Source organism: Amycolatopsis lurida, assembly GCF_900105055.1.
In the GTDB taxonomy this organism is placed as follows: domain Bacteria; phylum Actinomycetota; class Actinomycetes; order Mycobacteriales; family Pseudonocardiaceae; genus Amycolatopsis; species Amycolatopsis lurida.
Genome location: NZ_FNTA01000004.1, coordinates 5,769,140 through 5,790,999, shown reverse-complemented (window position 1 = coordinate 5,790,999; position 21,860 = coordinate 5,769,140). Strand labels below are relative to the sequence as shown.

At 68.7% G+C, this 21,860-nt stretch carries 23 protein-coding genes; 9 read left to right on the top strand and 14 right to left on the bottom strand.

From position 1 onward, the window contains the following. Positions 1–95: 95 nt before the first annotated feature. A complete protein-coding gene (locus BLW75_RS32930) occupies positions 96–728 on the top strand; it encodes a sigma-70 family RNA polymerase sigma factor (protein ID WP_091598777.1) in 633 nt (210 codons plus the stop codon). Here the strand turns inward: BLW75_RS32930 and BLW75_RS32925 are convergent. The 5 genes from BLW75_RS32925 to BLW75_RS32905 all read right to left on the bottom strand — a co-directional run bounded on the left by BLW75_RS32925 (position 725) and on the right by BLW75_RS32905 (position 4,801). Next, positions 725–1,372, bottom strand: coding sequence for a response regulator (locus BLW75_RS32925; RefSeq protein ID WP_034315322.1), 648 nt, complete (start codon positions 1,370–1,372; stop codon positions 725–727). The two genes, BLW75_RS32930 and BLW75_RS32925, sit on opposite strands and share 4 nt — an antisense overlap. After that, a complete protein-coding gene (locus BLW75_RS32920; RefSeq protein ID WP_091598774.1) occupies positions 1,369–2,916 on the bottom strand; it encodes a sensor histidine kinase in 1,548 nt (515 codons plus the stop codon). Before BLW75_RS32920 ends, BLW75_RS32925 begins: the two co-directional genes overlap by 4 nt. A gap of 30 nt (positions 2,917–2,946) precedes the next feature. Next, the gene (locus tag BLW75_RS32915; RefSeq protein ID WP_241783743.1) at positions 2,947–3,462 is read right to left on the bottom strand and encodes a pyridoxamine 5'-phosphate oxidase family protein; all 516 of its coding nucleotides are present in this window, start codon (positions 3,460–3,462) and stop codon (positions 2,947–2,949) included. A gap of 114 nt (positions 3,463–3,576) precedes the next feature. Then, a complete protein-coding gene (locus BLW75_RS32910) occupies positions 3,577–4,008 on the bottom strand; it encodes a nitroreductase/quinone reductase family protein (RefSeq protein ID WP_034315319.1) in 432 nt (143 codons plus the stop codon). Positions 4,009–4,018: 10 nt separating this feature from the next. Then, positions 4,019–4,801, bottom strand: coding sequence for a TetR/AcrR family transcriptional regulator (locus BLW75_RS32905; RefSeq protein ID WP_034315316.1), 783 nt, complete (start codon positions 4,799–4,801; stop codon positions 4,019–4,021). Between the two features lie 78 nt (positions 4,802–4,879). On the opposite strand from BLW75_RS32905, the gene BLW75_RS32900 reads away from it, so the two are divergent. From BLW75_RS32900 to BLW75_RS32880, 5 genes are all read left to right on the top strand, one after another. Continuing rightward, on the top strand, positions 4,880–7,141 hold the full coding sequence (locus BLW75_RS32900; RefSeq protein WP_034315314.1) for an ATP-binding cassette domain-containing protein: 2,262 nt from the start codon (positions 4,880–4,882) through the stop codon (positions 7,139–7,141). A 244-nt stretch (positions 7,142–7,385) separates the two neighbouring features. After that, positions 7,386–8,519: a metallophosphoesterase gene (locus BLW75_RS32895; protein ID WP_034315312.1), complete on the top strand. Its 1,134-nt coding sequence runs from the start codon at positions 7,386–7,388 to the stop codon at positions 8,517–8,519. A 124-nt stretch (positions 8,520–8,643) separates the two neighbouring features. After that, complete coding sequence (locus tag BLW75_RS32890; protein ID WP_034315310.1) at positions 8,644–9,288, top strand: DUF998 domain-containing protein; 645 nt, start codon at positions 8,644–8,646, stop codon at positions 9,286–9,288. Between the two features lie 23 nt (positions 9,289–9,311). Continuing rightward, complete coding sequence (locus BLW75_RS32885; protein WP_034315307.1) at positions 9,312–10,109, top strand: alpha/beta fold hydrolase; 798 nt, start codon at positions 9,312–9,314, stop codon at positions 10,107–10,109. Positions 10,110–10,122: 13 nt separating this feature from the next. Then, a complete protein-coding gene (locus BLW75_RS32880; protein ID WP_198935774.1) occupies positions 10,123–10,668 on the top strand; it encodes an O-acetyl-ADP-ribose deacetylase in 546 nt (181 codons plus the stop codon). A 27-nt stretch (positions 10,669–10,695) separates the two neighbouring features. Here the strand turns inward: BLW75_RS32880 and BLW75_RS32875 are convergent, their stop codons facing one another. The 3 genes from BLW75_RS32875 to BLW75_RS32865 all read right to left on the bottom strand — a co-directional run bounded on the left by BLW75_RS32875 (position 10,696) and on the right by BLW75_RS32865 (position 14,573). Continuing rightward, the gene (locus tag BLW75_RS32875; RefSeq protein ID WP_034315303.1) at positions 10,696–11,679 is read right to left on the bottom strand and encodes a TolB-like translocation protein; all 984 of its coding nucleotides are present in this window, start codon (positions 11,677–11,679) and stop codon (positions 10,696–10,698) included. Beyond that, positions 11,676–12,920: an MFS transporter gene (locus BLW75_RS32870; protein ID WP_034315300.1), complete on the bottom strand. Its 1,245-nt coding sequence runs from the start codon at positions 12,918–12,920 to the stop codon at positions 11,676–11,678. Before BLW75_RS32870 ends, BLW75_RS32875 begins: the two co-directional genes overlap by 4 nt. Positions 12,921–12,986: 66 nt before the next feature. Continuing rightward, positions 12,987–14,573, bottom strand: coding sequence for a discoidin domain-containing protein (locus BLW75_RS32865; RefSeq protein ID WP_167373549.1), 1,587 nt, complete (start codon positions 14,571–14,573; stop codon positions 12,987–12,989). Positions 14,574–14,721: 148 nt separating this feature from the next. Between BLW75_RS32865 and BLW75_RS32860 the strand changes: the two genes are divergently transcribed. Then, a complete protein-coding gene (locus tag BLW75_RS32860; RefSeq protein WP_034315296.1) occupies positions 14,722–15,366 on the top strand; it encodes an HAD-IA family hydrolase in 645 nt (214 codons plus the stop codon). Positions 15,367–15,509: 143 nt separating this feature from the next. Here the strand turns inward: BLW75_RS32860 and BLW75_RS32855 are convergent, their stop codons facing one another. Next, entirely contained in the window at positions 15,510–15,977 is a 468-nt protein-coding gene (locus BLW75_RS32855) for an NUDIX hydrolase (protein WP_034315293.1), read from the bottom strand. 141 nt (positions 15,978–16,118) lie between these two features. Here BLW75_RS32855 and BLW75_RS32850 point away from each other — a divergent pair, with 141 nt between their 5' ends. Next, positions 16,119–16,562, top strand: a complete 444-nt coding sequence (locus BLW75_RS32850) for a DoxX family protein (RefSeq protein WP_034315291.1) — start codon at positions 16,119–16,121, stop codon at positions 16,560–16,562. Positions 16,563–16,749: 187 nt separating this feature from the next. Next, positions 16,750–17,175 (top strand): DoxX family protein, encoded by a 426-nt coding sequence (locus BLW75_RS32845; protein ID WP_034315288.1) that lies wholly within the window; start codon positions 16,750–16,752, stop codon positions 17,173–17,175. A 63-nt stretch (positions 17,176–17,238) separates the two neighbouring features. Here the strand turns inward: BLW75_RS32845 and BLW75_RS32840 are convergent, their stop codons facing one another. The 5 genes from BLW75_RS32840 to BLW75_RS32820 all read right to left on the bottom strand — a co-directional run bounded on the left by BLW75_RS32840 (position 17,239) and on the right by BLW75_RS32820 (position 21,825). Continuing rightward, positions 17,239–17,844, bottom strand: coding sequence for a GTP-binding protein (locus BLW75_RS32840; RefSeq protein WP_026466899.1), 606 nt, complete (start codon positions 17,842–17,844; stop codon positions 17,239–17,241). Beyond that, positions 17,825–18,196, bottom strand: a complete 372-nt coding sequence (locus BLW75_RS32835; protein ID WP_034315285.1) for a DUF742 domain-containing protein — start codon at positions 18,194–18,196, stop codon at positions 17,825–17,827. The genes BLW75_RS32840 and BLW75_RS32835 overlap by 20 nt, the downstream gene beginning before the upstream one ends. Next, positions 18,193–18,603, bottom strand: a complete 411-nt coding sequence (locus tag BLW75_RS32830) for a roadblock/LC7 domain-containing protein (RefSeq protein WP_016336740.1) — start codon at positions 18,601–18,603, stop codon at positions 18,193–18,195. Before BLW75_RS32830 ends, BLW75_RS32835 begins: the two co-directional genes overlap by 4 nt. Further along, complete coding sequence (locus tag BLW75_RS32825; protein WP_034315281.1) at positions 18,604–21,102, bottom strand: sensor histidine kinase; 2,499 nt, start codon at positions 21,100–21,102, stop codon at positions 18,604–18,606. Positions 21,103–21,474: 372 nt separating this feature from the next. Continuing rightward, positions 21,475–21,825 (bottom strand): hypothetical protein, encoded by a 351-nt coding sequence (locus tag BLW75_RS32820; RefSeq protein WP_034315277.1) that lies wholly within the window; start codon positions 21,823–21,825, stop codon positions 21,475–21,477. Between the last annotated feature and the right edge of the window lie 35 nt (positions 21,826–21,860).

The following is a 21,860-nucleotide window of genomic DNA, read 5'->3' as shown; positions in this document are numbered from 1 at the left end:
GTAACGTCGAAGGGGCCAAACAGGCCTGGGGGCTTGCGGGAGGTGGGGACGATGGGAACGCACAGGGGCGCGCCGAGAACGGCAGATCCGGCGTGATGACCGTGTCCGAAGCGGTGCGTCCGACCTACGTGCCCCGCCCGGGAGAGCCGGACGGCGAACTGATCCGCGCGGCGATCAGCGGTGACCGGCCGGCCGTCGGGAGCCTGCTGACGCTCCTCCGGCCGATCGTTTTCCGCTACTGCGCGGGCAGGCTGGGCGGGACGATACGCGGCGTCTCCAACGCCGAGGACTGCGCGCAGGAGGTCCTGATGGCCGTCCTGGTCGCCTTGCCGCGCTACAGCTACCAGGACAACAGCTTCTTGCCGTACGTCTTCGGAATCGCTGCGCACAAGGTCGCCGACGTCCGCCGCAACCTCGCCCGCGACCCGTCCGCGCCGGTGCCCGATCCGGAGCCCGACCAGGACGGACCGTGGAACCCGACGTTCGAAGAGGTCGAGAGGGCCGATCGCCGCCGCCGGTTGTCGCGGCTGTTCGACGTCCTTTCGGCCAAACAGCGCGACGTGCTGGTGCTGCGGGTGATCCACGGGTACAGCGCCGAGGAGACCGCCGGCGCGCTGGGCATGGCGAGCGCGGGCGCCGTCCGCGTCACCCAGCACCGGGCCCTCAACGAACTGCGCCGGGTGCTGCGCGAGAACCCCGATTTCGCCGGCGGGGTCGCGTTCTTCTAGACGGTGGGCTTGCGGCGTTGCGTGGCGTAGACGGCGGCGGCGGTGCGGCGTTCGAAACCGAGCTTGTGCAGCAGGGACGACACGTAGTTCTTGACCGTCTTCTCCGCCAGGTACAGCTTTTCCGCGATCTGGCGGTTGGTCAGCCCGTCGGCGATGTGGTCGAGCACGCGCCGCTCCTGCGGGCTCAGCTGTTCGTACCGCGGGTCCGGCAGTTCGCTCTCCCCGCGCAGCCGGTTCATCACCGACGCCGTCAGCGTGCTGTCCAGGAGCGATCCGCCCGCGGCGACGGTGCGGACGGCCTTGACGAGCGCGCCGCCGGAGACCTGCTTGAGCATGTACCCGGCCGCGCCGGCCATGATCGCGCCGAACAAAGCGTCGTCGTCCGAATAGGACGTCAGCATCAGGCAGGCGGGCGGCGGATCGACGGACGCCCGGATCTCCCGGCAGACGCTGACCCCCTCGCCGTCCGGCAAGCGGACGTCGAGCACCGCGACCTGCGGTTTGACCGCGGGGATCCGCACGTACGCCTCGGCGGCCGTGGACGCTTCGCCGACCACCGTGAGATCGTCTTCGGCTTCGAAGACCGTCTTCAGCCCGGTGCGGACGAGTTCGTGATCGTCCAGCAGGAACACCGAAATCGTCATCGCACACTCCCCTGTCGGGCCGGCAGCTCCACCGACCAGTCGAGCTTCGTCCCGCCTTCCGCCGCCGCTTCGACGGCGAACGAGCCGTTCCAGCGGGCCGCGCGTTCGGCCAGGTTCGCCACGCCGCTGCGATGGCCGGGTTCGGCGGGCATGCCGACACCGTCGTCCACCACCGAAAGTTTCAGCCACCGGCCGTCCCGGTCCACGGAGACGTCGACCGAGACCACGGTCGCCGCGGCATGTCTGACCACATTGGACAGTGCTTCGCGCAGGGTCGCGATGAGATCCGAGCGGACCGTGTCCGGCACGGCCGAATCGAGCGGCCCGTCGAAGCCGACCCGGGGCTCCGACGCGCAGCCCGCGTCCAGCGCGACACGCAGCAGCTCCGACCGGAGGCTGCCCTGCGCCTCCGCCGGTTCCTGCAGGGAAAAGATGCTGTTGCGGATCTCGCGGATGGTGCGGTCGATCTCGTGCGCGAAGCCGGTCACGCGGTCGGCGACGGCGGGTTCGCCCGCGAGCCTGCTGAGCCCCTCCAGGCCGAGCCCGATCGCGAACAGCCGCTGGATCACCAGGTCGTGCAGGTCCCGGGCGATCCGGTCACGGTCTTCGAACACGGCGAGGCGCTGCCTGTCCTGCTGCGCGCGGGCGAACTCGACCGCGAGCGCGGCGTGTCCGGCGAAGGTCTCGGCGAGCTGGACGTCGTAGGCGGAGAACGGGGTCTTGTCGCGGAACTTCGCCACCAGGAGGACGCCGAGTTTCTCCTCGCCGGCGATCAGCGGGACGGCGACGGTGGAGTCGAGGTCCTTGATCATCGCGGGCATCGTGACGCCGCGTCCGCCCTGGTGCTCGATCACCTTGTCGCCGTACTCCCGCACCACGACGGGTTTGCCGCTCGTGTACGCCAGTCCGGTCGCGGTGCCCTCCGTCGGCACGGTGACGCCGGCGATCCGGTCGGCGTCCGGCCCCGGCGGCTCGACGATCTCGAAGACCAGCATCCCGTCACCGCGCGGCCGGGCGACCGCACCCGCCGAACCGCCGGCGACGACACGGGCGCGCTCGGCGATCAGGCGCAGGGTCGCGGTCAGATCCTGGTCGGTCAGGAGCGCGCCGGTGACGTGATAGGAGGCTTCGAGCCAGCGTTCGCGCCGCTGCACCTGCTCGAAGAGCGCGGCGTTCTCGATCACCACACCGGCCGCCGCGGTGAGCGCGACGAGCAGGTCGTCCTCGGCTTCGGTGAACTCCGCACCGTCCGGTTTGCGGGCGAGGTACAGCATCCCGAAGATGCGGCCACGCATCCGGATGGGCATCACCCGGGACTCGTCCTCGGACGGCGGCCGTTCCCAGGCGTCGCCGAAGCGGATGAATTCGCCGGAATCGAGCACGCTCAACGCCCCGTACGGCGCGCCGGTCAGCTCGCAGGCGGATTCGACCATCCGCCGCAGGACGTCGGAGAGGCTGAGATCGTGGGCGATCCCGGCCACCGCGTCCAGAATCCTGGGCGCTTTGGCGTCGCTCGCCGCACTCACCCGCCGCACTGGCGTCACCGTCCCGGAGTACCTCCCCGGGCAGTGGGGTCAGGAATGACAGACGCGCCCGGATCGCTCATCTGGTGCGTCGATCACGGACAGTGCTTCGTTACTGCGAACGCCGAGGATCCTTCGACCGGTCACCGATTCGATCGGGATGCGGAGGTAGCGGGCGTCCGTTTGACCAGTCCAGCAACCCAGCGGCAGGGTCTCCAGCTCGGCGATCACGATCGGATCACGCACCTCGGCGGCACGGCCGACGACGGTGACGAACCAGCCCGTCCCCAGGTCCTTGGCGAACTCGTCGACGGCGAACGCCACCACGCTGTCGAGTATCCCGGCGAACAACGCGCTCTGTGACGGCGTCCGGACCACGATCGCGCCGTGGTGGAGCGCGAACCGCGCGGGCTGGATCGCCGGCATGGCCCGCGAGGTGAACACCACCCGGCCCAGCCCGGCGCCCGCGAGCAGTGCCAGGCACTGCTCGCGGCCGAGCGTCTCGAGACCCAAGGAGTCGGACATCGGCATCCCCGCGTTCTCGTCGTGTGGTTCGTCGAGGTCCACGGTCCCCGGCTTACCGACTCGCCGGTAGGGCCGATGGACCCGGCCCGTGCGGGGGATGCCGGCTCGGAGAGGCGCCGAGGCGAAAGCCGCCGAAACCTGAGCGCCTGGAGGTACCTACGCCTTCGGGGTCAGCAGGACGACAGGAATCTCCCGTTCGGTCTTGGTCTGGTATTGCGCGTAGTTCTTGAAGTCCGCGGTGATCTTGGGCCACAGGCGGGCGCGCTGCTCGGCGTCGGCCACGCTCGCGACCATCGGTTTCGCGCTCTCACCCTTCAGGGTCACCTGGACGTCGGGGTTGTCGCGGAGGTTGAGGAACCACGCCGGGTGCTGGTCGTCGCCACCGCGCGAGGCGACGATGACGTACGCCTCGCCCTCGCGCAGCGGCGAAGTCAGCAGCACGGTGCGCGGCCGGCCGGATTTGCGGCCGATGGTGGTCAGTTCCAGGACGGTCATCCCGGCGACCTGCCAGCCGGCGCGGCCGCCGCTGACCTTCTGGATGACGCGGTGGACGGCGTTCATGGTCTTCAAGGCGAAATCGGAGGGCATGCGGAGAAGACTACTCCGCTTTCGTCGCCACTTCGATTCCATCCAGGAGAACGGCCAGCGAGAACTCGAAGGCCTCCCTCGCCTCCTGCTCCAGATAGGACACCGTCTCGTCCTCCATCCGGAACGCGTGCTCGCTCTCCATCCAGGTCAGCGTCGGGAACCGCTCGGCGAAGTCCGGCGAAACCTCCTCGAGATGCGCGGAGCGCGCGTACCACCACTCGTCGTCGGGCTGCCCTGTCACCTTTTCGGCCAGCCGCGCCTCCGAAGCCGTCCTGGCGGGCTCGCGCACGCACGAGTACAGCGCGCTGACCAGCCGCCGCAGCGCCGTCGGCCGCAATCCGGTCCGGCGCAGGATCTTCACCAGCGCCTCCAGGACGACGTACTCGTTCGGCCCGAGCACCGGCCGCGCCTGCGAGACCTGAAGAACCCAAGGGTGCCGCAGGTAGAAGTCCCAGAGATCCTCGGCCCAGCGCGCGGCGTCGGCCCGCCAGCCGTCCCCGTCGTAAGTGGCCGGAAGCTCGGCGAGCGCCGTGTCGTACATGAGGTCCACGAGTTCGCTCTTGCTCGGGACATACGTGTAGAGCGCCATCGCCGTCCGGCCGAGCCGGTCCCCGACGGCCCGCATCGAAAGGCCCGCCATGCCTTCGGCGTCCGCGATGGCGATGGCGGTCTCGACGATCAGCTCCACCGAAAGCCCCGGTTTGGGGCCGGGCCGCTCGCTGTCCGGCGACTCGGTCCGCCACAGCAGCGCCATCGACCGCCGAGGATCCCCCTGCGCCGCGTAGACGACCACTTGCCAACTCCTTACAGCATAAACTAACCTCTGCTACCCTCACTTTACAGGCTAAAGAGTTCCAACCAGGGGAGAGCCATGCCTTCGGCCGCCGACAGCCACGACATGATCCAGGTGCGCGGAGCCAGAGAGAACAACCTCGCCGACGTCTCGGTCGACATCCCCAAACGCCGCCTCACCGTCTTCACCGGTGTCTCGGGCTCGGGCAAGTCGTCCTTGGTGTTCGGCACCATCGCCGCGGAGTCGCAGCGGCTGATCAACGAGACCTACACCGCGTTCATCCAGTCCTTTATGGCCCCGGTCGGACGGCCGGACGTGGACGCGCTGCGGAACCTGAGCGCCGCGATCGTCGTCGACCAGGAGCGGATGGGTGCCAACTCGCGGTCCACGGTCGGCACCGCGACCGACGCGCACACGATGCTGCGGATCGTCTTCAGCAGGCTGGGAACCCCGCACGTGGGAACGTCGGGAGCGTTCAGCTTCAACCTTCCCGAGGGGATGTGTCCCGAATGCGAGGGGCTGGGCAAGGTCTCCAGCATCGATGTCGACCAGCTCGTCTACAAGGAGCTTTCGCTCGACGAAGGGGCGATCACCGTCCCGAACTTCGCTCCCGGCAGCTGGTACTGGAAGGGGCTGGCGGAGTCCGGTTTCGTCGATCCCGCGGTCAAGCTGAAGGACTACACCCCGCAGCAGTGGGAAGACTTCATGCACAAGCCCGCCACCAAGATGAAGCTCGGCGGGATGAACACCAACTACGAAGGCCTGCTGGTGAAGGTGCAGCGGTTGTTCCTGTCGAAGGACAAGGAAGCGACGCAGCCGCACATCCGGGCCTTCGTGGACCGGGCGATCACCTTCCGGCAGTGCCCGTCGTGCGAAGGCGCGCGGCTCAACCAGGCGGCGCTGTCCTCGAAGATCGAGGGGCTGAACATCGCCGACTGCTCGTCGATGCAGATCAACGATCTGGCGGATTTCCTGCGCAAGATCGACGATCCGTCGGTCGGGCCGCTGATGCAGACCCTGCGCGGCACCCTCGACTCGCTCGTGGAGATCGGCCTCGGCTACCTGAGCCTCGACCGTGAATCCGGGACGCTCTCCGGTGGCGAGGCGCAGCGCGTGAAAATGGTGCGGCACCTGGGGTCCAGCCTCACCGACGTCACCTACGTCTTCGACGAACCGACCGTCGGGCTGCACCCGCACGACATCCAGCGGATGAACGGCCTCCTGCTTCTCTTGAAGGACAAGGGGAACACGGTGCTCGTCGTCGAGCACAAACCGGAGACGATCGAGATCGCCGACCACGTCGTCGACCTCGGTCCCGGCGCCGGGCCGAACGGCGGGCAGATTTGTTACACCGGCGACGTCGCCGGACTGCGCGCCTCCGGCACGCTGACCGGACGGCACCTCGACCACCGGGCGCGGCTGCGCACCGACGTCCGCGCGGCACGCGGGCAGATCGAAATCCGGAACGCGACCCGGCACAACCTGCGCGGGGTCGACGTGGACATCCCGCTCGGGGTGCTGACCGTGGTCACCGGTGTCGCCGGTTCGGGCAAGAGCTCGCTCATCCACGGCTCACTGTCCACAAGGGACGACGTGGTGGTGCTCGACCAGTCGGCCATCCGCGGCTCGCGGCGAAGCAACCCGGCGACCTACACCGGCCTGCTCGACCCGATCCGCACCGCCTTCGCCAAGGCCAACGGCGTCAAGGCGGCCTTGTTCAGCGCGAACTCCGAAGGCGCGTGCCCGAAGTGCAAGGGCATCGGGCTGATCTACACCGACCTGGCGATGATGGCCGGAGTGGCGACGGTCTGCGAGGAATGCGAGGGCAAGCGGTTCACCGCCGAAGTCCTGACCTACAAGTTGCGAGGCAAGGACATCAGCGAGGTTCTCGCGATGCCGGTCGCCGAGGCGCGCGAGTTCTTCCCCTCGGGGCAGGCACGGACGATCCTGGACCGGCTCGCCGACGTCGGCCTCGGCTACCTCGGGCTCGGGCAGCCGCTCACGACGCTGTCCGGCGGGGAACGGCAGCGGATCAAACTCGCCATCCGGATGGCGGAGAAGTCGGCGACCTACGTCCTCGACGAGCCGACCACCGGTCTGCACCTCGCCGACGTCGACCAGCTGCTGGGCCTGCTGGACCGGCTCGTCGACGACGGGAACACGGTGGTGGTGATCGAACATCACCAGGCGGTGATGGCGCACGCGGACTGGATCGTGGATCTCGGACCGGGCGCCGGTTCGGACGGGGGCCAGGTGGTGTTCACGGGGACTCCCGCCGATCTGGTCGCCTCGGGTGACACGCTCACGGCACAGCACCTTCGCGCTTACGTGGGCCAGTAGCGCGCTGTCTTGAGTAGCGAGGCCGGCGTGTTGCGAAAGTGGCTTTCGCGACGTCGGCGGCGGTGAGAAGTGGTCGATGGACGACACGAGCGGGGCCGTGGCTCTGCCGCGTGTCGTCCATCCGGTCATGTGAGACGCCGCACCGATGAGACCCAGCCCCCAAGCGACCCCAAGTCGACGTACCTGAGACGCCCTCAGCGAGGACGGCGGTAGAGACCAATGGTCTGTTAGTCTGGCCGGCATCATGCCCCGCATCCTTGCCCGCGTCGCCGCGCTGATCGCCGTTCTCGCCCTCCTGTTCGGAGTGCCGTGGTGGACGATCGTCGGCTCCCCCGAGCTCCCGGCCGCGCTCGAAGTCCTCGGCACGATCGTGTTCGCCGCCGCCGCGGTCGCCGTCCCCGCGTGCATGGTCCTCGGCCACGGCCCGTGGCAGCGTGATCTCGCGGCGAAGATCGGCGACCTCTCCCTCGGGCTGATCTGGCTGCTGTTCTCCTTGTCGATACTCGGAAACGTGCTGCGTCTCGTCCTCGCCGTGTCCGGAGTGGACAGTGCGGCGGGAATTGTGTCCGGCGTCGTCCTGGTCGCCTTCGCGGCGCTGGCGGCGTACGGGATGTTCGAGGCCCGGCGCGTGCCGAGGCTCAAGGAACTCGACGTCGTGCTCCCTCGTCTCGGCGCGGGACTCGACGGGCTCCGCTTCGCGATCATCACCGACACCCATTTCGGCCCGCTGAACCGGACGAAATGGTCGGAGAAGGTCGTCGAGGCGGTGAACGAACTCGACGCGGACGTCGTCGCCCATGCGGGGGACCTCGCCGACGGCTCCGTCGCGAAACGCCGGGAGCAGGTGGCGCCGCTCGGGAAGGTGCGGGCGAAACTCGGCAAGTTCTACATCACCGGCAACCACGAGTACTTCGGCGAAGCGCAGGCCTGGCTCGATCACATGCGCGACCTCGGCTGGGACACGCTGCACAACCGGCACGCGAAGGTCCGCCAAGGCGGGGACACGCTCGTCTTCGCCGGCATCGACGACCCGACCGGCGCCGCGTCCGGCCTGCCCGGTCACGGCCCCGACCTCCCCGCCGCGCTCGACGGCGTCACCTCGGACACGCCGGTCGTCCTGCTCGCGCACCAGCCGAAGCAGGTCAAGCAGGCCGCCGAGGCCGGGATCGATCTCCAGATCTCCGGCCATACCCACGGCGGCCAGATCTGGCCGTTCCATCTCCTGGTCCGGCTCGACCAGCCCGTACTGGCCGGTCTTTCGCGCCACGGCGAGCGCACGCAGCTCTACACGAGCCGCGGCACCGGCTTCTGGGGACCGCCGCTGCGCGTCTTCGCACCCAGCGAAATCACCCTCCTGACCTTGCGAAACGTCAAGTAGTCACCCCGTTGGGACACCTCGCGGTGTCCCTTGGGCGCCACCGACAAGTTTTTTTGTCTTGACAACCGAGACTTTCGGAGCGAGAGTTGTGCCAACGCACCCGCCGCCCCGAAAGGCCGAAACGATGACCATCACCGCCACCCGGATCCCCGTCGCACTGCCGGCCCGCGCCCTGCTCGCCTGCGGCGCCGTCTCGGGTCCGCTGTACTTCCTGACCACGTTCGTCCAGGCCGCTGCCCGCGACGGCTTCGACGTGACGAAGCACCCGGCGAGCATGCTGAGCAACGGCGACGCGGGCTGGATCCAGGTGACGAACTTCCTGTTCACCGGCGTCCTGATGCTCGCCGGAGCGATCGGGCTGAGCCGGACGCTCGCACCGGGCAGAGGCGGCACGTGGGGGCCACGGCTGCTGGGCGTCTTCGGCGTCAGCCTGCTCTTCGCCGCGGTCTTCAAGGCCGACCCCGGCAACGGCTTCCCGGCGGGGTCCGGCCAGGCCACCATCAGCACCGCGGGCGTCCTGCACATGGCCGCCGGCTCGATCGGTTTCCTGTCGCTGATCGTCGCGACCTTCGTGTTCGCGAGCCGCTTCTCCCGCGAAGGACACCGCGGTTGGGCCGTCTACTCCCGCGCCACCGGCATCGCGTTCTTCGCCTCCTTCGCCGGGATCAGCTCCGGCAACGCGAACGCCCCCGTGATGCTCGCCTTCTGGGCCACCGTGATGCTGGCCTGGGGCTGGGTCACCGCCGTCATCCTCCGTTCCGCTCGCTAGACCACCCGAGGAGAATTCCCGCCATGAGCACCGTGACCTCGCAAGACGGCACCACCATCGCCTACACCCGCACCGGCTCCGGCCCCGCCGTCATCCTGGTCGACGGCGCGATGTGCCACCGCGAGTTCGGCCCGGCCACGCCGCTGGCCGCCGAACTGGCCGCCCACTTCACCGTCTACACCTACGACCGCCGCGGCCGCGGCGAAAGCGGAGACACCGCACCGTTCTCCGTCGCCCGCGAGGTCGAGGACATCGCGGCCCTGATCAAGGAAGCGGGCGGGACCGCCTGCGTCTACGGGATCTCGTCCGGCGCCGCCCTCGCCCTCGAAGCCGCGAAAGCCGGGCTCCCCATCACGAAACTGGCGGTCTACGAGTTCCCCCTGGTCGTCGACGACACCCGCCCGCCGGTCCCGGCCGACTACGACGAACGGCTGGAGAAGGCCATCGCCGCCGGGCGCCCCGGCACCGCGATCAAGACGTTCATGCGGGAAGGCGTCCGCGTCCCGGCCCCGGTCGTGTTCATGATGCAGTTCATGCCCGCCTGGCCGAAGCTGAAGAAGGTCGCGCCGACGCTGCGTTACGACGCCGCCCTCTTCGACGGTCTGCACGACGGCACCCCGCTGCCCGAGGGCCGCTGGGCGAGCGTTTCCGTGCCGACGCTGGTCATGGACGGCGGCAAGAGCCCCGCGTGGATCCGCAACGGTGTCGCCGCGCTGGCGAAGGCGGTGCCCGGCGCCGAGTACCGCACGATCGAGGGCCAGACGCATATGCTCAAGCCGAAGGCCGTTGCCCCGATACTGATCGAGTACTTCACCGACTGACGGAGCGATCACGATGATCGAACTGGTCGAAGGCGACATCACCGAACAGCAGGTCGACGTCGTGGTCAACGCCGCGAATTCCTCACTGCTCGGGGGCGGCGGGGTGGACGGCGCGATCCACCGCCGCGGCGGACCGGAGATCCTCACCGAATGCCGGGCCCTGCGCGCGGGGCACTACGGCAAGGGACTGAAGACCGGAGAGGCGGTCGCGACCACGGCGGGCCGCCTCCCGGCGCGCTGGGTGGTGCACACCGTGGGGCCGGTGTGGTCCGACTCCGAAGACCGCTCGGCTTTGCTGGCCGCCTGCCACCGCAACTCGCTGCACGTGGCCGCCGACCTCGGCGCGCACACCGTCGCGTTCCCCGCGATCTCGACCGGGATTTACCGGTGGCCGGTCGAATCCGCGGCGGAGATCGCCCTCGAAACGGTGGTGACCACGCTCTCGGCCGGGGCGTGCTCGGTGGAGCTGGTGCGGTTCGTCCTGTTCGGGAAGGCCGCCTACGACGTGTTCCGCGAGCAGGCGGAGGCGATGGGTCTCGTGAGTGGCAAGGACGGTTAGAACCGTCCTTGCCACTCACGAGACCCACTACACGCCCGCAGGCGAACTTGCCCGCTGGACCAGCTCCCGGGCCGCCCCGCTCCCGTCCGCCGGAACCGCCCAGATCGCCGAGTCGACGCCGTACGCCACGGTCCGGTCGTCGAGCCAGGTCGCCTGGTCGTCCACGCTGCGCGTCTCGGCCAGCATGGTCTCCTTCCCGGACGCCAGATCGAGGACGGCGAGCCGCCACGGCGCCGCGAGATCGGCGGAAACCTTCTTCTTGAAGGCGATCCGCTTCCCGTCCGGTGAGAGCGACGGGCATTCGACGTTCTCCCGGATCATCCTCGCGACGAGCTTCTCGTAGTCCGCCTCGACCAGGTACGTCTTCCCCTTCGTCCCCACGGTCGCGTAGAAGCGCTTGCCGTCGGGAGTGAAGGTGATCCCCCAGTAGTTGACGTCGGACGAGTAGTACGGCTTGCCGTCGAGCAGGAGCCCCATCTCCTCGATGCTCTTCATCAGCTTCCCGGTGGTCAGGTCGAAGATCCCCGCCCTGGTCGAAAACCCGGTCTCCGCGTAGGAATCCCCGTTGACGAACAGCGTCCAGTAGGCGAGCTTCCCGTCCGGCGAGACCCGGCCGCGGCTCGGGGTGCCGGGCAGTTCGATCCGGCGGATCTCCGTGAGGTCCTTGTCCAGCACGATGACGTCGGTCATCGGCGGCAGCACCCCCGGCTGGGCGGCCAGGCACAGCGCGGTCCCCGCCGAGGCGGCGAACCGGTCGCAGCTGAGGCCGGACACCTTCCTCGGCTCGCCGGGCCGGTCGGCCGGGACGGTGGCGAGATGGCCGAAGTCGGGGCCTTCGGCGGTGTTGCGGAACAGCAGCTGCCCCTTGGCCTGCACCGAAACCGGCTGCCCGGACACGACGGCGACGGAGTTGACGTCCGGTCCGCGGTCCCGGGAGACGACACCGTAGCCGACGGCCGCCGCGATCAGGACGACGACCGCCGCCACCACGCCGAGAATCCGCGCCTTCATGCGTATGTCCGCAAAGGACGGAGCACCGCCGCCGCGACGACCACCACGGCCAGCGCGCCCGCGGCGACCAGTACCGCGGCGTGCAGGTCCCACGTGGTCCAGGCGAGTCCGAAAAGGACGGACGCGAGCATGCGCGTGGTCGCCTGCCCCGTCTGCACGAGCGCCAGCCCGCTCGCCCGCTGGTGCTCGGGCAGCAGCGGCCCGGCGGCGGCCATCAGCACACCGTCGGTGGCCGCGTAGAAGACACCGTGCAGCACGAGCGCCAGCACCGCGAGGATGCCGCCGTCCACCGGACCGAGCAGCGCCAGCAGCGCGACGACCAGCGCGACGTGCCCGCCGAGGAACACCTTCCAGCGGCCGATCCGGTCCGAAAGCCTGCCGAACGGGACGGCCAGCAGCAGGTACACGCCGGCGGTTCCCAGCGGCAGCAAGGGGAAGAAGACCGCGCCGAGTTCCCAGCGGCGCTGCAGCACGAGGTAGAGGAACGAATCGCTGAGGGTGACCAGGCCCAGCAGCGCCGCCCAGACGCAGATCCGGCGGAACGACGCCTGCCGGATCAGGCCGGCGGTCTCCCGCAAGGAGACCTTGGGGCGTTCGGCCCGCGGTTTGGGCTGGTGGTCCTTGACCAGCACCACCAGGATGATCACGCCGATCGCGGCAATGCAGAAGCTCGTGAAGAACACCGAGTCGTAGCTGCCGAGACTGAGCCACAGCACGGCCATCGCGACCAGCGGGCCGAGGAACGCGCCGAAGGTGTCCATCGCGCGGTGCACACCGAACGCGCGGCCGAGGTGTTCCGGCTCGCTGCTCAAGGTGATCAACGCGTCCCGCGGCGCGGTCCGGACTCCTTTGCCGGTGCGGTCGGCGGCGAGTACCGCGCCGATCGCGACGGTGGACGAACCCGCCATCATCAGGCCGATCTTGCCCAGCGCGGAGATGCCGTAACCGAAGCAGGCGACCGCCTTGAGCCGCTGCCACCGGTCCGCGAGATGCCCGCCGACGAGCCGGACGACGGCGGTGACACCGGAGTAGAGGCCGTCGAGCACGCCGAACTGCAGCGGGCTGAGACCGAGACCGAGGACCAGGTAGAGCGGCAGGACCGCGGTCACCATCTCCGACGAGATGTCGGTGACCAGGCTGACCAGGCCGAGCGCGACGACGTTCCCGGTGACGGCCCGTTTCACGCCGCTCTTCGGGACGTCCGCCGCGGCGTCCGCTCCCCTACTGGTGGCTATGTACATAGGAGACCTCCAGCGCCGTGAGGAGGTGCCGGGTCGCAGCGCGACCCGGCACCCGGATCGCGAGGATCAGTGGCAGGTGTAGGTGGGCGAGGAGTCGATGGTCTTGCCGTCCAGACCGATCAGCTGGGTCGAGAAGGCGTTGTCCGACATGTTCAGCTTGAGCACGCCGTAGGTCGAGATCGCCTTCGCCGTGGCCGGGTGCTCGGTCTTGACCGGGTACAGGCTCGCCCCGCCACCGCCGCCGATGATCTGCACCGGACCCGCGGGGTCCTTGTCGCCGTCGGCGTTCTGCGGATAGAACCGCTCGTAGTGGTGGTCGTGCCCATTGAGCACCAGGTCGACCTTGTTCTGGACCAGGGTCTCCCAGAGGGTGGCCATCTTGCTGTTGTCGCCGTGGTCACCCGAGGTGTAGCGCGGGTGGTGGTAGTACGCGGCGACGCAGGGCTTGGTGTTGTTCTTCAGGTCCTGCTTGATCCAGTTCAGCTGCTCGTCGCTGATCGCGTTCGCGGCCAGGCCGGGCGAGAACTCCGTGCTGTCGATGGCGACGAAGTGCCAGTTGCCCATTTCCCAGCTGTAGTAGGTCTTCCCGTTCGGCGTCGCGATCTTGCCGAAGTACTGCTTGTAGGCACCGAGCGGGGTGTGGTCGTAGGTCTCGTGGTTGCCGGGGACCGGGTGCATGATGTTCTTGTACTTGCCCCAGGTCTTGTCGAAGTACTTCGTGAAGTCCTCGATATGGGCGTCGTCGTACTGGTTGTCGCCCATGGTGATGACCGCGGCCGGGTTCATCTGGCCGACCAGCGCGGCCGTCTTCGGGTGGATGCACGAAGACGACGAAGCGGTGCACTGTTCGGCGATGTCACCGGAGGCGGCGAGGACGAACGAAGAACCGCCCGCCTGCGTGGTCGCCTGGATCTGGTTGCTGGCCGCCGAGGTGTTGCCGGCGGCGTCCTTCGCGCGGACGGTGTAGGTGTACGCGGTGGACGCGCTCAGCCCGCTGTCGGTGTAGGAAGCGCTTTCAGTAGTGCCGACGACCTGGCCGTTGCGCAGCACCTCGTAGCCGCTGACGCCGACGTTGTCCGTCGAGCCGGTCCACGTCAGGTCCACAGTGGACGAAGTGACCGAACCCGCCTTGAGGTTCGACGGCGCGGTGGGCGCCTGCGTGTCGCCGGAGGAGTCCGACGTCCCGTAAACCTGCATCTCCCAAAGGGAGTAGCCGTAGCTGGTGGCGCGTTTGGTGCCGACGAGGCGCAGGTAACGGCCGCGCGCGGCCAGCCCGGTGAGGTCGTCGGTCCCGCCGTTGCCGTTGGTGACGGACTTGATCGGGGTCCACGCCGAGCCGTCGTTGGAGACTTCCAGCCGGTACGCGGAGGCGTACGCCGCCTCCCAGTTCAGCTTGACCCGGTTGATGGCCGAAGGGCCGCCGAGGTCGACGCGGATGAACTGCGGGTCGATGCCTTCCGCGCTCGCCCAGCGGGTGGTGCTCTTGCCGTCCACGGCGAGCGGACCGCCGTAGGATGAGGACTCCACCGAGGAGACCAGGACGGCTTTACCTTGGTACAAAAGGACATCAGCGGCTTGGGCGTTTCCGCTGAGCAGCGTCGGCAACAGGATGGCGGCCGCGCCTAGTGGCAGTAGTCGGGTTCGGGCCTTCACATCGATCTCCCCGGGAATCCGTGGCGGCGGGTTGAGAGGGACGGGTGCGCGGCGTTCACTTCGAGTACACGTGTTCGTTTGGTAAGTTTCCTAACGAATGCGTACGGTAATCCGTACCACTCAGTGAGTCAAGACGTAGACTCGTCCCATGACCGGCGCATTGATCTTCGACTTCGACGGGACGCTGGTCGACACCGAGGCGGCCGTCCTCGTGGCCTGGCAGGAGACCTTCCGCGCCCGCGGCGGCGAGCTCCCCCTCGACGTCTGGCACACCGTGATCGGCACACAGAACACCGCCGTCGCGATGTTCGAACTGCTGGAGAAGAACGACGAGAACCTGGACCGGGTCGCGATCCGCACCGGCGTCCGCTCCAGGGTCATCGAGCTGCTGGAATCGGTGGGGCCGCGGCCCGGCGTCCAGGAGTACCTCGAAGACGCGAAGGAGCACGGCCTGCGGCTGGCCATCGCGTCCAGTTCGACCGGCGACTGGGTCACCACGCACCTGAACCGGCTAGGGCTCGCGGACGCGTTCGAGGCCGTCCTCACCGGCGACCTCCATGAGGCGAAGCCGAGCCCCGACCTCTACCTGGCCGCGCTCGCCGCGCTAGACCTGCCCGCGAGCGAGGCGATCGCGTTCGAGGACTCGCCGCACGGCGTCACCGCGGCGAAGGCCGCCGGGCTGGAGTGCGTCGCCGTGCCGAACGAGATCACCGCGGTACTGAACTTCGACCACGCCGACCTCGTACTCGGCTCACTGGCCGACAAACCACTCGGCGAGTTGCTCAGCCGTTGAGCAGCGCCGGATGCCGGCCTTCGCGGCGCGGTTCCAGGTGCCCCAGGAGTGCCGCCACCGACGTTGCGAAAGCCACTTTCGCAACGTTGGAGGTTGCGAAAGTGGCTTTCGCAACACCACCGCGCCCCACCTCGGCGAGTTGCTCAGCCGTTGAGCAGTTCACCCAGCCGGACGAGGAACGGGCGCTGGCCTTTGAGCAACTTCTCCTCCGCTTCGGCCAGCGTGAACCAGGCGGCCCTGTCGACCTCCGGGAACTCCTGCGTCCGGCCCGACCGCGGCGGCCATTCCATCTCGAAGGTGCCCGGCACGACCTGAGCCGGGTCGAGGTCGCCCTCCACCGCCCAGACCGTCACGACCTTACCGCCGGACTGCTTCACCACGCCGAGCGGGAGGTACTCCCCCTCCGGCGCCGGCAACCCCAGTTCCTCCTGGAACTCGCGCCGCGCCGCGGCCTCCGGCGCCTCGTCCGGCTCGTACTCGCCTTTGGGGACCGACCAGCCGCCCGCGTCCTTCTTCGCCCAGAACGGCCCGCCCATATGCCCGAGCAGCACCTCGGTCACCTCGCCCGACCTGCGGAAGAGCAGAATCCCGGCACTCGTCTTACCCGCCATGCCGTCCAGTCTGGCCTTGCTCCGATCGGGTGATGTGGCCGGCCCGCGAAAAAACTTTCCGCCCGGCTGTCGATTCGCGCCGCGCCCGTCCGACGCGTTGTCAGAAGCCGCCCGACAGACACTCCCGGAAGGACCGGAACCATGACGCAGACCACCACCCCCGCCCAGACCACCGCCACCACGACCACCCCGCGTGCCGCCAAGGCGCAGGGTGCGATCCAGTCCGCCGTCCGGATCGTCGTCTCGTTCCTCTTCCTCTGCCACGGTTTGCAGGGATTCGGATTCTTCGGTGGCGTCGACGGCGCGGGCGGCTCGGTCGAGCTCGGCTCCTGGCCCGGCTGGTACGGCAGCGTGATCGAACTCGTCGGCGCCGCGTTCGTGCTGGTCGGCCTGTTCACCCGCCCGGTCGCGATCCTCCTCTCCGGTGTCATGGCCTACGCCTACTTCACCGTGCACGCGCCGGAAGGCCTGCTGCCGCTGCAGAACATGGGCGAGCTGTCGACCCTCTACTGCTGGATCTTCCTGCTGATCGCCGCGATCGGCCCGGGCACCTACGCCCTCGACACCCTGCGCCGCCGCCGCTGACCGAAACGCGATTAAGGCCCCTTTCCTGGAACCATTCCAGGAAAGGGGCCTTAATCGCGTTTCGGCGTCGTTAAATTCGGACATATCATGGAATTACCCCCCGAAAGAAAGTTCCCTGCCGATGGGGGTATCCGGCATCCTCTATCGCATCAATGGTTTAGACCACCTTGAGCCGGAAGGATGCGTCATGACCCAGACAGCCGCCGCCACGACCACCGAGGTCGGCCCGACCGCTCCGAAGTGGCAGGGACTGGCCCTCTCCGTCGTCCGCGTAGTGGTCTCGTTCCTCTTCCTCTGCCACGGTCTGCAGAAGATGGGGCTCTTCGACAAGCCCGCCGTACCGTTCGCCACCTGGCCCGGCTGGTACGCCGGGGTGATCGAAACGGTCGGCTCGCTGCTGATCCTCGCCGGCCTGTTCACCCGCCCGGTCGCGGTGCTGCTCTCCGGAACGATGGCGTACGCGTACTTCGTCGTACACCAGCCCGACGCGCTGCTGCCACTGCAGAACAAGGGCGAAATGGCCGCCCTGTACTCCTGGATCTTCCTGCTGTTCGCGGTGGTCGGCCCGGGCACCTACGCGCTCGACACCCTGCTCCGGCGCCGCAAGTCCTGAAGCGCGTGAAGGCCCCCTTCCCTCGGCTGAGCCGAGGGAAGGGGGCCTTCACGCGCGAAAACGTCAGCGGCCCTGTGGCAACCCGGCGGCCAGGTCGGACAGCGCCAGCACGTGCTCCATCAGCACGGTCAGCACCTGCTTCGTCGACTCGCGTTCCCGCGCGTCGCACAGCAGCAGCGGGACGTCCATACCGACGTCGAGCGCCTGCCGGACCTCCTCGGTGCCGTAACGGTAGGCGTTGTCGAAGCAGTTGACGGCGACGACGAACGGCAGCCCGCGGCGCTCGAAGAAGTCCACGGCCGCGAAGCAGCTGTCGAGCCGCCGGGTGTCGGCCAGCACGACGGCGCCCAGGGCACCTTCGGCCAGCTCGTCCCACATGAACCAGAACCGGTCCTGTCCGGGCGTGCCGAACAGGTACAGGATCAGCTCGGGGTTGATGGTGATGCGGCCGAAGTCGAGGGCCACCGTGGTGGTCGTCTTCTTCTCGACACCGGTGAGGTCGTCGACGCCCTCGGACGCCGCGGTGATGACCTCCTCGGTGCGCAGCGGGGGAACCTCGCTGACCGAACCGACCATCGTGGTCTTACCGACCCCGAACCCGCCGGCGATGAGGACCTTGACCGCGTTCGCGGTCAAGGAGCGCCGGGGCTCAGAGTTTCCGGATGCCATCAAGAACCGCCTGGAGTACGTGTTTGTTGGGGGTGTCGGTGACCGGGGTCGCGGTGCGGAACAGCACGAGGTTCTGCTCGATGAGGTCGCTCAGCAGTACCTTCACCACCGGCAGCGGCAGGTCTATGCGCGCGGCGACCTCCGCGACGGAGGTCGGTCTCTGGCACAGGTTGAGGATCCGCCCGTACTCCGGCTCGAAGCCGGCCACTTCCTGCGAGGAGCGCATGGCGACCACCAGGGTGATCAGGTCGAGGCCGATCGTGTCCGAGCGGGTGCGCCCGCCCGTGACGGCGTACGACCGGACCAGGGGCCCGGCCTCCTCCTCGAACCACGACTCGTGCCGCCCGCTCATGGCGACGTGGGAGTCGCGGCGCGGGGCGCCGAGGTGAGCACCGCGCCGACGCGTTTGACCATCAGGTTCATCTCGTAGGCCACGAGGCCCATGTCCGCGTCCTCTTTCGCCAGCAGCGCGAGGCACGCACCGCGGCCCGCCGCGGTGACGAACAGGAAGGCGTGGTCCATCTCGACCATGGTCTGGCGGACGTTGCCGCCGCCGAAGTGCCGTCCCGTGCCCCGCGCGAGGCTCTGGAACGCCGACGCGACCGCGGACAGGTGCTCGCCGTCCTGCTCCGACAGGTTCCCGGACCGTCCGATGAGCAGGCCGTCGGAGGACAGGACTACCGCCCTGTCGGCACCGGCGACACGCTTGACCAGGTCATCCAGCAACCAGTCGAGTTCACTGACTCCCGCGTTGGCCATCTAGTCACGATCTCCGTACATGTCGAGGTCGGTGTAATCGTCGGTCGGTTCGGTGTCCCGCGCGCGGCGCGTGCCCTGCTGGAACGCGGCGAGCCGGTTCCTCGCCAGCTCGGGGGTGTCCTCGCGGACCTCCTCGCGCTGGGCGGCGGGCCGGTCCTCCATCAGCTGAGGGACCAGGTTCGCCTGACGGCGGCGCTGCGGCAGCGGTGGCCTGCCGGGCGCCTCGGGGCCGGGCCGCCGGGTCTGCGGCGGACGGCCGTCCTGCGGCCGGGTGTCGGCGGGCGGCCACGCCGGCGGCTGCACCGGCTGCGGACGTCCCTCGGCACGCGCGGGCTCGGGACGGATCGGCTCGGGGCGCGGCGTCTCCGGCCGGGGCACTCGCGGCGGACGCGGGGGCAGCGGCGGCAACGCGCCAACGGGCTGCTCCGGGGCCTGCTGCTGAGGCTGCGGCGCGACCGGCATCGGCACGGGCAGCTCGGGCCGCTCCGCGGGGATCTCGGTGCGGTGGCGGGCACGACGGCCCGGAAGCAGCGGCGCGGCTTCCGGCACCTCGGTGCTCTCGGGGTCCACCTCGTCCTCCGGCTGATCAGACGGGACCGGCGCGAGCAGGTCGGTGCGGACGAGCACGATGGCCCTGGTGCCGCCGTACGCGGATTCGCGCAGGTGCACGGAGATCCCGTGCCGCGCGGCGAGGCGCGCGACCACGAACAGGCCCAGCCGTGGCTCGGCTGACAGGGCCATGATGCCGAAGTCCGGCGGATCGGCCAACATCGCGTTCAGCTCGGCGGCCTGCTCGGGTTCGATACCGAGGCCCTGGTCCTCGACCTCGATCACGACACCCTTGCCGACCACGTTGCCCCGCAGCTCGACGCGCGATTGCGGCGGCGAGAAGGAGGTCGCGTTGTCGATCAGCTCGGCGAGCAGGTGCACGAGGTCGCCGACGACCGGGCCCTGCACCGCCATCGCGGGCATCTTCGCCGTCTTCACCCTGGCGAAGTCCTCGGTCTCGGCCGAGGCGCCGCGGGTCAGCTCGGCCAGCGTCACCGGCTTGCGCCACTGACGGCCGGGCTGCCCGCCACCGAGGATGATCAGGTTCTCCGCGTTGCGGCGGGCACGGGTGGAGAGGTGGTCCAGCTGGAAGAGCGTCTCCAGCTGCTCCGGGTCCTCCTGCTTGCGCTCGGCCTGGTCGAGCACCTTGAGCTGACGGTGCACGATGACCTGGCTGCGGTGCGCGATGTTGAGGAACACCGTCTTGGTGCCCTCACGGGTCCTCGCCTCTTCGACGGCGGCCGCGATGGCGGTCTGCTGCGCCTTGTTGAAGGCCTCGGCGACCTGGCCGATCTCGTCGTCGCCGTGGTCGAGGAAGTGACCCTTGTCGTCGAGGTCGACGGGTTCACCCGCCCGCACGCGGTCCACCAGTTCGGGCAGCCGGATCTCGGCGACGTCGAGGGTGTCCTCGCGCAGCCGCGCCAGCCTTCCGATGAGCCGGTTGGACAGCCGCAGGGCGACGACGAACACGCCGATCGCCACCAGCAGCGCGATGGCCGCGGCGATGGCCGAGGTGATCAGCGTCCGGTCGGCGTCGTCGACCGCCTGTGTCGTGGCCGTACCACTCTGCTCGACGAAGCCGCGCATCATCGCGTCGCTGACGCCGCGCGCGGCCTGAAGCCACGTCTGCTCGGGGATGGGGAGCGTGGCCTTGCTGTTCTGCAGGAAGGTGTTCTCGACCGTGGTGACGGCCTTCCACGGATCACTCGCGACGAGCTGGTCGAACTTCGCCTTGACGTCCGGGATCATCCGCGAGACCGACGACTCCAGCTGCGAACGGTAGGAACCGACCTCGGTCACGTAGGCGCGGTAGGTCTCGTCGGTGAAGCCGCCGCCCGCGACGGCCGCGGCGGCGAGGGCGTTCGCGCGCTGCATCTGGTCGATGGCGGTGAACAACGGGACCGCGGTGATCCGCTGATAGGCGTTCTCGGCGTTCGGCGCGTCCTGGGCCAGCCCGGTGAGGCCCTCGACGAACTGGTCGAGGATCTGGTTGTAGTAGGTGAAGGCGTCCAGCAGCGGGAGCTGGCCGGAGTCGGCCGACTGCCGGATCTGCGGCGCCTTCTGGAGGAGCCCGTTCAGCGTGGCGATGTTGCGCTGCACACTGTCCGGCGAGTCGCCGACGAACTTCTGCAGATGCGAGGCGACGCCCTGTGCGGCGGCGTCGGTCTTGGCGCGCTGCTCGACGAGCGTGGCGTGCTGTGCCCGGTCGCCGGCGAGCTCGCGCAGGGTCAGGCGCCGCTCCTCCTGCACCTGGACGAAGAAGGGGAGAGCGGGGGCTTCCGAGTCACGGATTCGCTGCGCGTAGTCACGACCGTTGACCGCGTCGAAGATCAGGTACCCGCCGATCGCCAGACCGACCAGCATCAGCGCGATGCTCGGAATGAGCGCGATCGTCAGAACGCGCGAACGAATCGAAGAGCCGCGGCCTCGTCGAAGGGAAATCTGCTTCACCGTGGTCCGTTTTCCTTCCGGCAGTTTTTGGTGTCGGGTCGCCGGGGATTCCTACCCGCGGGATCCGATAGCCGGATCAACACAGCGTGGTCCGCTCCGCCCGCGAAGACGCTAGGAGACCCAAACGGGTGAGTCAAGTCCAGACGCGAAGGGTAGTCGCGTATGGCCGTGACCTGCTGACAAGAGGCAGCCGGACCAGGAAAGTCCACCACGTGAGACGGGGTACCCGGCCAAGTGACTCACCAGTAGATCACCTGGCGGTTTACCGCAGGCAGCGGCTTGATCGTCACTCTTCGGATTCGATCAAGTCACACCTCACGGGCTCCGCGCCCCGCCGAAAAAGCGGACGAAAACTACTCGCCGTGACGTCGCTCACGCTTTCGGATCAGAGCCCCACATACCGTTCGGTTTGCGAACGACATCACCTCGGAGCAGCGCCGCCGTAACGCCCTTCGCACCGCGAAATCGAGAATTTCCACCGCCCATTGCCGACGATTCGGCGAAATGATCTTCGCCGGGCCTGCCGAGCTCGTCATCGAGGAGCGCCTCGACCCTCCCGGAGGCGTCACGAAGGAGGCGGGTGCCTGCCCAGCACAAGGTCGCCACCCCGCAGATCAGGATCACGACGAGAGCGGTCTCGACCGGATGACGGGCACCGAATTCGTTGAGCAGAAATCCGGAGACGGCACCGAAAACGGCGATGGCGACATAGGTGAACGACATGATTCCCTCCCTCTCCCGGCGCCGCGTCCCGCGCC

Coding starts and splice junctions, on each gene's coding strand:
- BLW75_RS32930 (WP_091598777.1), top strand. CDS start 96: ATGACCGTGTCCGAAGCGGTGCGTCCGACCTACGTGCCCCGCCCGGGA.
- BLW75_RS32925 (WP_034315322.1), bottom strand. CDS start 1,372: ATGACGATTTCGGTGTTCCTGCTGGACGATCACGAACTCGTCCGCACC.
- BLW75_RS32910 (WP_034315319.1), bottom strand. CDS start 4,008: ATGCCCTCCGATTTCGCCTTGAAGACCATGAACGCCGTCCACCGCGTC.
- BLW75_RS32900 (WP_034315314.1), top strand. CDS start 4,880: ATGCCTTCGGCCGCCGACAGCCACGACATGATCCAGGTGCGCGGAGCC.
- BLW75_RS32895 (WP_034315312.1), top strand. CDS start 7,386: ATGCCCCGCATCCTTGCCCGCGTCGCCGCGCTGATCGCCGTTCTCGCC.
- BLW75_RS32890 (WP_034315310.1), top strand. CDS start 8,644: ATGACCATCACCGCCACCCGGATCCCCGTCGCACTGCCGGCCCGCGCC.
- BLW75_RS32885 (WP_034315307.1), top strand. CDS start 9,312: ATGAGCACCGTGACCTCGCAAGACGGCACCACCATCGCCTACACCCGC.
- BLW75_RS32880 (WP_198935774.1), top strand. CDS start 10,123: ATGATCGAACTGGTCGAAGGCGACATCACCGAACAGCAGGTCGACGTC.
- BLW75_RS32875 (WP_034315303.1), bottom strand. CDS start 11,679: ATGAAGGCGCGGATTCTCGGCGTGGTGGCGGCGGTCGTCGTCCTGATC.
- BLW75_RS32870 (WP_034315300.1), bottom strand. CDS start 12,920: ATGTACATAGCCACCAGTAGGGGAGCGGACGCCGCGGCGGACGTCCCG.
- BLW75_RS32860 (WP_034315296.1), top strand. CDS start 14,722: ATGACCGGCGCATTGATCTTCGACTTCGACGGGACGCTGGTCGACACC.
- BLW75_RS32855 (WP_034315293.1), bottom strand. CDS start 15,977: ATGGCGGGTAAGACGAGTGCCGGGATTCTGCTCTTCCGCAGGTCGGGC.
- BLW75_RS32850 (WP_034315291.1), top strand. CDS start 16,119: ATGACGCAGACCACCACCCCCGCCCAGACCACCGCCACCACGACCACC.
- BLW75_RS32845 (WP_034315288.1), top strand. CDS start 16,750: ATGACCCAGACAGCCGCCGCCACGACCACCGAGGTCGGCCCGACCGCT.
- BLW75_RS32840 (WP_026466899.1), bottom strand. CDS start 17,844: ATGGCATCCGGAAACTCTGAGCCCCGGCGCTCCTTGACCGCGAACGCG.
- BLW75_RS32835 (WP_034315285.1), bottom strand. CDS start 18,196: ATGAGCGGGCGGCACGAGTCGTGGTTCGAGGAGGAGGCCGGGCCCCTG.
- BLW75_RS32830 (WP_016336740.1), bottom strand. CDS start 18,603: ATGGCCAACGCGGGAGTCAGTGAACTCGACTGGTTGCTGGATGACCTG.
- BLW75_RS32820 (WP_034315277.1), bottom strand. CDS start 21,825: ATGTCGTTCACCTATGTCGCCATCGCCGTTTTCGGTGCCGTCTCCGGA.